This window comes from Stenotrophomonas nematodicola, from assembly GCF_009467805.1.
Classification (GTDB): domain Bacteria; phylum Pseudomonadota; class Gammaproteobacteria; order Xanthomonadales; family Xanthomonadaceae; genus Stenotrophomonas; species Stenotrophomonas nematodicola.
In genome coordinates, this window is record NZ_WIAY01000007.1 from 128,924 (window position 1) to 140,358 (window position 11,435).

The 11,435-nt window shown below is 66.8% G+C and carries 7 protein-coding genes; 1 reads left to right on the forward strand and 6 read right to left on the reverse strand.

Annotated features, from left to right (window positions below):
- Positions 1–15 precede the first annotated feature (15 nt).
- Genes metH through GDJ08_RS17625 form a run of 3 tightly spaced genes read right to left on the reverse strand, consistent with a single transcriptional unit; the run spans position 16 to position 4,712 of the window.
- Entirely contained in the window at positions 16–2,700 is a 2,685-nt protein-coding gene (gene metH, locus GDJ08_RS17615) for a methionine synthase (RefSeq protein WP_017356731.1), read from the reverse strand.
- Positions 2,697–3,773, reverse strand: coding sequence for a homocysteine S-methyltransferase family protein (locus tag GDJ08_RS17620; RefSeq protein WP_153165383.1), 1,077 nt, complete (start codon positions 3,771–3,773; stop codon positions 2,697–2,699). The genes metH and GDJ08_RS17620 overlap by 4 nt, the downstream gene beginning before the upstream one ends.
- Before the next feature lie 9 nt (positions 3,774–3,782).
- A complete protein-coding gene (locus GDJ08_RS17625) occupies positions 3,783–4,712 on the reverse strand; it encodes an ArsR/SmtB family transcription factor (protein WP_017356733.1) in 930 nt (309 codons plus the stop codon).
- Between the two features lie 149 nt (positions 4,713–4,861).
- Between GDJ08_RS17625 and GDJ08_RS17630 the strand changes: the two genes are divergently transcribed.
- Positions 4,862–6,010, forward strand: coding sequence for an acyl-CoA dehydrogenase family protein (locus GDJ08_RS17630; RefSeq protein WP_017356734.1), 1,149 nt, complete (start codon positions 4,862–4,864; stop codon positions 6,008–6,010).
- Between the two features lie 197 nt (positions 6,011–6,207).
- On the opposite strand, the gene GDJ08_RS17635 is transcribed toward GDJ08_RS17630, so the two are convergent.
- The 3 genes from GDJ08_RS17635 to GDJ08_RS17645 are packed head-to-tail and all read right to left on the reverse strand — an operon-like array spanning position 6,208 to position 11,321.
- The gene (locus GDJ08_RS17635) at positions 6,208–9,381 is read right to left on the reverse strand and encodes a multidrug efflux RND transporter permease subunit (RefSeq protein ID WP_017356735.1); all 3,174 of its coding nucleotides are present in this window, start codon (positions 9,379–9,381) and stop codon (positions 6,208–6,210) included.
- A 15-nt stretch (positions 9,382–9,396) separates the two neighbouring features.
- Complete coding sequence (locus GDJ08_RS17640; protein WP_136003383.1) at positions 9,397–10,662, reverse strand: efflux RND transporter periplasmic adaptor subunit; 1,266 nt, start codon at positions 10,660–10,662, stop codon at positions 9,397–9,399.
- Positions 10,662–11,321 (reverse strand): TetR/AcrR family transcriptional regulator, encoded by a 660-nt coding sequence (locus tag GDJ08_RS17645; protein ID WP_136003385.1) that lies wholly within the window; start codon positions 11,319–11,321, stop codon positions 10,662–10,664. The genes GDJ08_RS17640 and GDJ08_RS17645 overlap by 1 nt, the downstream gene beginning before the upstream one ends.
- Positions 11,322–11,435: the final 114 nt, after the last annotated feature.

Below are 11,435 nucleotides of genomic sequence, written 5' to 3' on the forward strand. Positions count from 1 at the left end.
TCGACGTGGCGGTGCTCACTCCGGATCGTAGTCCAGATTCGAAGCCAGCCAGCGCTCGGCCTGCGCGCGGTCCACGCCTTTGCGCCTGGCGTAGTCGACCACCTGTTCGCGGCTCACCCGCCCGACCACGAAGTACTGGCTCTGCGGATGGCTGAAGTAGTAGCCCGACACCGCCGCGGTCGGCAGCATGGCGAAGCTCTCGGTGAGCTGCATGTCGGCATGTCGCCCGGCGTCCAGCAGCCGGAACAGCGTGGCCTTTTCGCTGTGCTCGGGGCAGGCCGGGTAGCCGGGGGCGGGGCGGATGCCGCTGTACTTCTCGGCGATCAACGCCTCGTTGTCCAGCTGCTCTTCCGGTTGGTAGCCCCAGTAGTCGGTGCGCACGTGCTGGTGCAGGCGCTCGGCCAGCGCCTCGGCGAGACGGTCGGCCAGCGCCTTGAGCAGGATCGCGTTGTAATCGTCGTGGTCGGCCTCGAAACGGGCCACGTGCGGGTCGATGCCGATCCCGGCGGTGACGGCGAACGCGCCGATCCAGTCCTGTCTGCCGCTGTCGGCCGGCGCGATGAAATCGGCCAGGCAGAAGTCCGGCCGTTCCACCGGCTTGTCCACCTGCTGGCGCAGGAAGTGCAGCACCGCCGGTCCGTCGTCGGTGGTCAGGTGCACGTCGTCGCCGACGCTGTTGGCCGGCCAAAGCCCGAACACGGCCTTGGCGGTCAGCCACTTCTCGCCGACGATGCGGTCCAGCATCGCGCGGGCATCGCGGTAGAGCTCGCTGGCCTGGGTGCCGACGATCTCGTCGGTGAGGATCGCCGGGAACTTGCCCGCCAGTTCCCAGGCCTGGAAGAACGGCGTCCAGTCGATCACCTCGACCAGGTCGGCGAGCGGGTAGTCGTCGAGCACGTGCAGGCCGGGCCGGCGCGGCGCAGGCGGCACGTAGGTCGCCCAGCCGCCGTCGAAGCGCTGCGCACGCGCCTTGGCCAGGGTCACCAGCCGCTTGGCGTCGCCGCGGTTGCGATGGCGCTGGCGGATGTCGGCGTAGTCGGCCTCGTTGGCGGCCACGAAGGCGTCGCGCAGTTCGCTGGAGATCAGCGACTGGGCCACGCCGACCGCGCGCGAGGCATCCTTCACCCACACCGTGGGCGCGTTGTAGTGCGGGTCGATCTTCAGTGCGGTGTGCGCGCGAGAGGTGGTGGCGCCACCGATCATCAGCGGCAGGGTGAAGCCCTGTCGCTCCATTTCGCGCGCCACGTGGCTCATCTCTTCCAGCGAAGGGGTGATCAGCCCGGACAGCCCGATGATGTCGGCGTTCTCGGCGCGGGCGGCGTCGAGAATCTTCTGCGCGGGCACCATCACGCCCAGGTCGATCACCTCGAAATTGTTGCAGGCCAGGACCACGCCGACGATGTTCTTGCCGATGTCGTGCACATCTCCCTTGACCGTGGCCATGATGATCTTGCCGTTGCTCCTGGCGGTGTCGCCACTGCGCGCCTTCTCGGCCTCGATGAAAGGCAGCAGGTAGGCCACCGCCTTCTTCATCACGCGTGCGGACTTGACCACCTGCGGCAGGAACATCTTGCCGGCACCGAACAGGTCGCCGACCACATTCATGCCGTCCATCAGCGGCCCTTCGATCACGTCCAGCGGGCGGCTGGAGCGGAGCCGCGCTTCTTCGGTATCGGCTTCCACCCACGCATCCAGACCATGCACCAGCGCGTGCGCCAGGCGGGCATCGATCGGCTTGGTGCGCCAGGCCAGGTCTTCACCCTTGACCTCGCCCTTCCTGCCCTTGTAGCGCTCGGCGATCTCCAGCAGGCGTTCGGTGCCATCGCGGCGGCGGTTGAGGATCACGTCCTCGACGCGTTCGCGCAGTTCCGGGTCCAGCTCGTCGTAGATCGGCATGGCACCGGCGTTGACGATGCCCATGTCCATGCCCGCCGCGATCGCGTGGTACAGGAACACCGAGTGGATCGCCTGCCGGACCGTTTCGTTGCCGCGGAAGGAGAACGACACGTTGGACACGCCGCCGGACACATGGCAGTGCGGCAGCGTGCGCTTGATGATGCGGGTGGCTTCGATGAAGTCGACCGCATAGTTGTCGTGCTCTTCGATGCCGGTGGCGACGGCGAAGATGTTCGGATCGAAGATGATGTCCTGCGGCGGGAAGCCGACCTCATCCACCAGGATGCGGTAGGCGCGCGTGCAGATCTCGACCTTGCGCGCGCAGGTATCGGCCTGGCCGTCCTCGTCGAAGGCCATCACCACGGCGGCGGCGCCGTAGCGCAGCACCTTGCGCGCGTGCTCCACGAACTGCGCCTGGCCTTCCTTGAGCGAGATCGAGTTGACCACGCTCTTGCCCTGCAGGCACTTCAGCCCGGCCTCGATCACGCTCCACTTGGAGGAGTCGACCATCACCGGAATGCGGGCGATGTCCGGCTCGGACATGATCAGGTTGAGATAGCGCGTCATCGCCTTCTCGGAATCGATCAGGCCTTCGTCCATGTTGACGTCGAGGATCTGCGCGCCGTTGGCGACCTGCTGGCGCGCCACGTCCACCGCTTCCTCGTAGCGCTCTTCCTTGACCAGCTTGCGGAACTGCGCGCTGCCGGTGACGTTGGTGCGCTCGCCGATGTTGACGAACAGCAGGTCCGGGGTGATGACCAGCGGCTCCAGGCCGGACAGGCGCGTGCAGGGGGATGCGGTCATGGGCGTGCACGCGGCGGCAGGTCGGCCACGGCCTCGGCGATCGCCCGGATGTGCGCCGGCGAGGTGCCGCAGCATCCGCCGACGAGGTTGAGCAGCCCGGCACTGGCGAACTCGCGCAGGGTGGTGGCCATTTCCTCGGGAGTTTCGTCGTACTCGCCGAAGGCATTGGGCAGCCCGGCGTTGGGATGCGCGCTGATCAGGCAGTCGGCCACGGTGGCAAGGGTCTCCACGTGCGGGCGCATGTCGCTGGCGCCGAGCGCGCAGTTCAGCCCGACCGACAACGGGCGGCTGTGCGCCACCGAGGCGTAGAAGGCTTCGGCGGTCTGCCCGGACAGGGTGCGCCCGGAGGCATCGGTGATGGTGCCCGAAATCATGATCGGCAGCCGCCCGCCGCGGGCATCGAACACTTCTTCGATCGCGTACAGCGCCGCCTTGGCGTTGAGGGTGTCGAAGATCGTCTCCACCATGAGGGTATCGGCGCCGCCGTCGATGAGGCCCTCGATGGCGTCGCGGTAGGTCTCGCGCAGGGCATCGAAGCTGGTGTTGCGGAACCCGGGATCGTTGACGTCCGGGCTGATCGAGGCGGTGCGGCTGGTCGGGCCGAGCACGCCGATCACGAAGCGCGGCTTGCCCGGCGTGGTGGCGGCCACCGCGTCGCAGCATGCGCGGGCGACCTGCGCGCCGGCCTTGTTGAGTTCGTAGACCAGATGCTCCAGGTGGTAGTCGGCCTGGCTGATCGCGGTTGCGTTGAACGTATTTGTTTCGACCAGGTCGGCGCCGGCTTCCAGGTAGGCGGTGTGGATACCGGCGATGACCTCGGGCCGGGTCAGCAGCAGGAGGTCGTTGTTGCCTTTCAGGTCGTGGCCCTGCGGCGTCGCCTCGCCATGCGCGCAGCCGGCCCCGTGCAGGTGGTCGTAGCCTGCGGCGAAGCGTTCGCCGCGGTAGTCGTCTTCGTCCAGCCCGTGGCGCTGGATCATCGTGCCCATTGCGCCATCGATGATCAGGATGCGCTGCGCCAGCGCCTGTTCAAGCGCGTGCACACGGTCGGGATACAGCCAGGGCAGGGAAGACATCGAGGGGGCTCAGGGTTTGCTGGCGATCAGCGAGATGACTTCGAAATGCGGCGGGCGCTTCTCGCGGGTCACCGTTTCCAGGCTGGAGACGACCAGTCCGGCCTTCTCCACGAATCTGCGCAGTTCCTTGTCGCTGAAACCCAGGTTGACGTGGCCGTAGGCATCCACTGCGGCCCGGTGCTCATGCCGCGCCAGACTGCACAGCAGCAGGCGGCCGCCGGAGCGCAGGACGCGCGCGCCCTCGGCCACGGCCTGGGCCGGTTTGGCGGCATAGGTCAGCGCGTGCATCAGCACCACCAGATCAAACGTGCGGTCCTTGAAGGGCAGGGCGTGCATGTCGCCCTCGCGCACCTCCACGTTGGCCAGCCGGCGCAGGCGTTCGCTGGCCGCGGCCACCACGCGCGCACTGGTGTCGATGCAGACATAGCGCTTGGCGTGCGGGGCCACCAGTTCGGCCAGCACGCCGTCGCCGGAGGCGATGTCGAGCACATCGCCGGTTTCCAGCAGCGGCAGCGCGGTGCGCGCCAGCGCCTCCCAGGTACGCCCGGGGGAATAGTGGCGCTCCATGTCACCGGCCACGCTGTCGGCCCAGTTCTGGTCGGCGGCGCGGCTGGCCAGAACGCTGGCCACGCGTTCAGCATCCTGACGCAGCAGCGGATCGTCGCTGCCGGTGCTCAGGGCATGCCACAATGCGCGCTGCGCCGGGTCCAAGGCGGCGTCGTCGAAGCGGTAATATGCCGACACGCCGGAACGCCGGTCGCGCACCAGCCCGGCTTCTTTGAGCCGCGCCAGGTGGGTGGACACGCGTGGCTGCGCCAGCGTGGTGATGGCCGACAGCTCGGCCACGGTCAGTTCTTCCTGTTCCAGCAGCGCCAGCAGGCGCACGCGGGTGGCGTCGGCGAACACCTTCAGCCGGACAGACCAATCCTCGAGATCCATGAATATCTACCTATCGCGATATAGAGATATTTTCGTCCCTTGCCCTGTGCGGGGTCAAGTCAGCCCGGAATCACTGTCGCTCGGTACAATCGCCCGACCTTGGGCTGCGCATTCCGCAGCCCATTTCGCCATGTTCCCGGGAGGGTGTTGTGGATTTCAGCTTTACTGAAGAGCAGTTGATGCTGCAGGACGTCGCGCGTCGCATCGCGCAGGAAAAAATCGCTCCCAGCGCGGAGCATCACGACCGGACCGGCGAGTTCCCGCTGGAGAACATCCGCCTGCTCGGCGAGAACGGCCTGATGGGCATCGAAGTGCCCGCCGAATACGGCGGCGCCGGCATGGACCCGATCGCGTACGTGCTGGCGATGGTGGAGGTCGCCGCCGGTGACGCCGCGCATTCGACCATCATGTCGGTCAACAACTCGCTGTTCTGCAACGGCATCCTCACCCACGGCAGCGAAGCGCAGAAGCAGACCTATGTGCGCGCCATCGCCGAGGGCGAGGCCATCGGCGCGTTCGCGCTGACCGAGCCGCAGTCCGGGTCGGATGCCACCGCGATGCGGTGCCGCGCGGTCAAACAGGCCGACGGCACCTTCGTCATCAACGGCAAGAAGAGCTGGATCACCTCCGGCCCGGTGGCCAAGTACATCGTGCTGTTCGCCATGACCGACCCGGACCAGGGCGCGCGTGGCATCACTGCGTTCATGATCGACACCGACAAGCCGGGCTTCCACCGCGGCAAGACCGAGCCGAAGCTCGGCATCCGTGCGTCGGCTACCTGCGAGATCGAGTTCCAGGATTATGTGGCCGCTGCCGATGACGTGGTGGGCAAGGAAGGCGAAGGCTTCAAGATCGCGATGGGCGTGCTCGACGCCGGCCGCATCGGCATCGCCTCGCAGGCCATCGGCATTGCCCGCGCCGCCTACGAGGCAACGCTGGAGTACGTAAGGGACCGCAAGGCGTTCGGCGCGGCCATCGGCACGTTCCAGATGACCCAGGCCAAGATCGCCGACATGAAGTGCAAGCTGGACGCAGCGCTGCTGCTGACCCTGCGCGCGGCATGGGTGAAGGGCCAGGGCAAGCGCTTCAGCAATGAAGCAGCCATCGCCAAGCTGACCGCTTCGGAAGCGGCGATGTGGATCACCCACCAGGCGGTGCAGATCCACGGCGGCATGGGCTACTCCAAGGAAATGCCCCTGGAGCGTTACTTCCGTGATGCCAAGATCACCGAGATCTACGAAGGTACCTCGGAGATCCAGCGCCTGGTCATCGCCCGCAACGAGACCGGCCTGCGCTGAGCTGCGGTTCACTCGAGGCACACACCCGGGGCCCTTCGTGGGCCCCGGTTGTTTTCGGCACCGTCAGGGAATCACGGAGCCCGTAGGGCCGGGCAGAGCCCGGCTCTAAGAGGCTGGCCGCAACTGAACGGACCAGCGCCCATGAAAAAGCCCCGGATCGCTCCGGGGCTTTTCAGTTCAACGTTCCATCAACCGGATCAACGATCCGGACGGTGGGCCGCGTTGGCTTCGCTCTGGCGCTCGACGAACTCCCTGGAGGGCTCATCCAGCTTGTCGCCCAGCATCCGGCGGACCACGATGAAGAACACCGGGATCATCAGAAGGCCTAGGAAGGTGGCAAACACCATGCCGCCGATCACGCCGGTACCGATGGCGTGGCGGGCGTTGGCGCCTGCACCGGTGGAGATGGCCATCGGCACCACGCCCAGGATGAAGGCGAAGGAGGTCATCAGGATCGGGCGGAAGCGCAGGCGCGAGGCCTCGATGGTGGCCTCGCGCAGGGTCTTGCCCGCTGCACGCTGCTCCACCGCGAACTCCACGATCAGGATGGCGTTCTTGGCCGCCAGACCGATCACGGTGATCAGGCCGATCTTGAAGTAAAGATCGTTGGGCAGGCCACGGGCCAGCGAGAACGCCAGCGCGCCGAGCACGCCCAACGGCACCACCAGCAGCACCGCCACCGGGATCGACCAGCTCTCATACAGCGCGGCCAGGCACAGGAACACCACCACGATGGACAGCACCAGCAGCAGGGTCGCCGCGTTGCCGGCCAGGATTTCCTGGTAGCTCATGCCCGACCAGTCGTAGCCGAAGCCCGCCGGCAGGTCGTCGCTGACGATCCGTTCCATCGCCTGCATCGCCTCACCCGAGCTGCGTCCGGGTGCCTGCGAACCGACGATGTTCACCGCCGAGTAGCCGTTGTAGCGGCTCAGCGACGGCGGAGCGGACATCCACTCGGACTTCACCACGGTGCTCAACGGAATCATCGCCGGGGTGCCGTCTGCGTTGGTCTGCAGGCTGCTGGGCGTGTAGAAGCTGTTGAGCGACTCGGCACCGGTGCGATACGGGCCGTCGGCCTGCATGGTCACGCGCTTGATGCGGCCTTCGTAGAAGAAGTCGTTGACGTACACCGGGGCCAGCATCAGCTGGATGGTGCTGTACACGTCCGACACCGACAGGCCCATCGTCTGCGCCTGCACGCGGTCCACGTGCAACTGCAGCTGCGGGGCGTTTTCCAGGCCGTTGGGACGCACGCCGGTGAGCAGGTCGCTCTCCTGTGCCGCCTTGCCCAGCAGGATGTTGCGTGCCTGCGTCAGCTGCTCATAGCCCGCACCACCGCGATCCTGCAGCCACATGTCAAAGCCGCCGAACTGGCCCAGACCCTGCACGGTGGGCAGGTTGACCACGAAGATCTGTGCCTCCTTGATGCCGTAGAAGGCGCCGTTCATGTTCTGGATGAACTCGGGCACGGTGACCTTGCGCTCGTCCCACGGCTTGAGGCGGATGAAGCCCATGCCGACGTTTTCGCCGGAACCGACGAAGCTGAAACCGGCCACCTGCAGCATGCCCTCGAACCCTTCCTGGTCCTTGAGCACGCCACGCATCTGCGCGAAGGCCTGGTTGGTCTGGGCCTTGGTCGAACCCGGCGGCAGCTGCACGATCGCCAGCGCGTAGCCCTGGTCTTCCTCGGGCAGGAAGCTGCCCGGCATGCGCGTGAACAGGAAGCCGCACAGCACGGTCAGAACCACGAACAGGATCATCCAGCGCGGCGCATGGCGTACCGCCGAGGTGATGTGGCCCACGTAGGTGCCACTGATCCGGTCGTAGTACTTGTTGAACGTGCGGTAGACGATGTTCGGCTTGTCGCTGTGGGTCGGCTTGAGGAAGGTCGCGCACAGGGCCGGGGTGAAGCCCAGCGCCAGGAACGCGGAGAAGCCCATCGCGATGGCGATGGTCAGCGCGAACTGCTTGTAGATCTCACCGGCCGCACCGCCCTGCAGGGCCGACGGAATGAACACCGCCGCCAGCACCACGGTGATGGCCACCACCGCGCCGGTGATCTGGGTCATGGCCTTCTGGGTGGCGGCCTTGGGCGGCAGCTTCTCCTCGGTCATGATGCGCTCGACGTTCTCGATGACCACGATGGCGTCATCGACCACGATGCCGATCGCCAGCACCATCGCAAACAGGGTCAGCTGGTTGATGGTGAAGCCGATGATGCTCATGCCCAGGAAGGTGCCGAGCAGGGCCACCGGAATGACCAGGGTCGGGATCAGCGTGGCACGGAAGTTCTGCAGGAAGATCAGCATCACCAGGAACACCAGTGCCACTGCTTCGATCAGGGTCTTGACCACTTCCTCGATCGAGATCTTGACGAAGGTGGTGCTGTCGTACGGCGAGAACCAGCTCACGCCCGCCGGGAAGCTGGGGGACAGCTCATCCATCTTGGCGGTGACCGCGTTGGCCACGTTCAGGGCATTGGCGCCAGGCAGCAGCTGGATCGCGAAAGCACCGGTCGGCTTGCCGTTGTACTGGGTATCAAAGCCGTAGTTGTTGGCGCCGAAGGCGATCCGGGCCACGTCCTTGAGCATCACCCGCGAACCGTCGGTATTGGCGCGCAGGATGATGTTCTCGAACTCGTCGGGCGAGCTGAAGCGGCCTTCGGCCGACACGGTGGCCGTGAAGTAGTGGCCTTCCGGCGACGGATCCGAGCCCAGCGAACCAGCCGCGAACTGCACGTTCTGGTCCTTGATCGCGGCCAGCACCTGGGTGGCCGACAGGCCATAGCCCTGCATCTTCTCCGGATTGAGCCAGATGTTCATGGCGTACTCGGAACCGAACTGCTGGGTGCTGCCGACGCCGGGAATGCGCGAGATCTGGTCGAGCACACGCGAACCGACGATGTCGTTGAGCGCGTCACGGTCGATCGAGGCGCTGTCCGACTGCAGGGCGACCACCATCAGGAAGCCTGCGTTGGCCTTGGCCACCACCACGCCCTGCTGGGTCACTTCGGTGGGCAGGCGCGGGGTGGCCAGCGACACCTTGTTCTGCACCTGCACCTGGGCGATGTCCGGATCGGTGCCGGTCTCGAAGGTCAGGGTGATCGAGGCACGGCCATTGGAGGCCGAGGACGAGCTGAAATACAGCAGGTGGTCGATACCGGTCAGCTGCTGCTCGATCACCTGGGTGACCGATTTTTCGGTGGTGTCGGCGCTGGCGCCGGGGTAGGTGGCGCTCACCGTCACCTGGGGCGGTGCGATGCTCGGGTAGGACTCCACGCCCAGACCGAGGATCGAGATCACGCCCGAGAGCGAGATCAGGATCGCGACCACCCAGGCGAATACCGGGTGTTCAATGAAAAATTTAGGCATGACGGACGGTTCCCGTTATTGCTTGTTCGGTTCGGCGGCAGGGGCCGCGTCGGCCTTGTCGGCGGGCGCATCGGCCGGCGGGGCGGCAGCATCGGGCTTGGCCGCCGCCGGTGCGGCACCGGCAGCAGCCGGGGCTTGGCCATTGGCGTTGGCGCTGGCCGGATCCCACGGCTTGGCCGTGGCGGGCGCGCCTTCCTTGACCTTCTGCACGCCGGCAACGATCACCTTGTCACCGGCTTCCAGACCGCCGCTGACCAGCCAGTTGCCGCCCTGCTGGCCTTCGCTCTTGACGTTCTTGCGGGCGACCTTGCCGTCCTTGCCCACCACCAGCACGTAGCCGCCGGTGGTATCGCGCTGCAGGGCCTGCAGCGGCACCAGGAACGCGTTGTTGCGCTCGCCCAGGGTGGCCTGGAAGCTGACGAAGGCGCCCGGCAGCAGAATCTGCTGCGGGTTGGGCAGGACCGCGCGCAGCGACACCGCGCCGGTGGCCGGGTCGACGGTGGTCGAGGAGAAGTCCAGCGTGCCCGGCTGGTCATAGACGGTGCCGTCGGCGAGCTTGACCTGCACGGTCGATTTGCCATCGCCGCTCAGGGCCAGCTGGCCCTTGGCCTGCGCCGCACGCATCTGGGTGAGCTCGTCCACGCTCATCGAGAAGTTCACATAGAGCGGGTCGAGCTGGTCCACGGTGGTCAGCAGGGTCACGTCGCCCTGGCCGACCAGCGCGCCTTCGGTGACCTGCTGCTTGCCGGCGCGGCCGCTGATCGGTGCGGTCACTTCGGCGTAGCCGAGGTTGATCTTCGCGCTGGTCAGGGCGGCCTGGGCCTGCTGTACGGCGGCGGCGGCGGTGCGTTCGGCCGCTTCGGCCGAGTCCAGGTCCGAGCGCGACACGAACTTCTGCGGGGCCAGCGAGCGGGCGCGGTTGGCGGCGGCTTTGGCGTTGGCGTACGTAGCCTGCGCCGAGGCCAGCTCGGCCTGCGAGGCGTTCAACGAGGCGCGCAGCGGAGCCGGGTCGATCAGGAACAGCACCTGGCCCTGCTTGACGTCGGCGCCTTCCTGGTAGACGCGCTTGAGCAGCACGCCGGGCACGCGGGCGCGGACATCGGCGCTGCGGTACGGCGACAGGCGGCCGACCAGCTCACGCTGCAGCGGCAGCGTCTGCGGCTTGGCATCGATCACGCCCACTTCCGGCGGCGGGGGCATCTGCTGCTCTGGCTTCTTGCAGGCGGTCAGTGCGACAGCGACTGCGCACGTCAGGGCAAGGGTGCGGAGTGGGGCGATCATCAGGAGAAACTCCGGTGTTGGTTTGAATACGGAGCCGTGGCGGTTTCCGGCACGGCGAACGCGCGCAGGAAGCTGTCGACGGAGAATTCTGCCCAGCGACGGCGCTCGGCGGCGTCGACGCGGTGGGGGGTATGGAAACGCTGCTTCTCGACGTCCAGGCCGGCGATCATGCTTAGTAGCAGTTCGGCCATGAAGTGCGGGTCGTCATGCCTGAGCTGGCCGAGGGCGCTGCGCGCCTGTATCCATTCAGCCACGTGAAGGTGCAGCGCCCCCGCACCATCGCGATACAGGGCCCCGGCCTCCTCCGGAAACCGGGCCGACTCGGCGGCGATCAGCCGGCGGGCCTGGGCCACGTGCGGCTGGTGGGTGTGCTCAAGGTAGTCGCTGGCGAACTGCAGCAGGCTGCCGCGCAGGTCGCCCTGGTCCAGGCTGTGCAGCCCGGCGGTGGCGCGGCTGACATGCCGTTGCATCACCCGGCGCAACAATTCCTGCTTGCTGCCATAGCGGCTGTAGAGGGTCTGCTTGGAGCAGCCCGCATGCTGGGCCACCGCGTCCATGCTGATCTGCATGCCCTGGGTGGCGAACAGGTCGCGCACGGCATCGAACACGCGCTGGTCGCGCGCATCCAGGGGGCTGGCGGCGGGGTGTGGGGGATTCACGCGGTGGACTATACCGTCCAGTTCAGAATTGGAGAAGCCTTGTATTCGCGCGCGGTTGGATGCCGCACGTCAAGTTGCCACACATGTGGCCGATGCTGCGTTGCGTGGCGCTCC

Excerpts from the sequence above, each read along its gene's own strand:
- GDJ08_RS17620 (WP_153165383.1), bottom strand. The coding sequence starts at position 3,773 with ATGTCTTCCCTGCCCTGGCTGTATCCCGACCGTGTGCACGCGCTTGAA.
- GDJ08_RS17640 (WP_136003383.1), bottom strand. The coding sequence starts at position 10,662 with ATGATCGCCCCACTCCGCACCCTTGCCCTGACGTGCGCAGTCGCTGTC.
- metH (WP_017356731.1), bottom strand. The coding sequence starts at position 2,700 with ATGACCGCATCCCCCTGCACGCGCCTGTCCGGCCTGGAGCCGCTGGTC.
- GDJ08_RS17625 (WP_017356733.1), bottom strand. The coding sequence starts at position 4,712 with ATGGATCTCGAGGATTGGTCTGTCCGGCTGAAGGTGTTCGCCGACGCC.
- GDJ08_RS17635 (WP_017356735.1), bottom strand. The coding sequence starts at position 9,381 with ATGCCTAAATTTTTCATTGAACACCCGGTATTCGCCTGGGTGGTCGCG.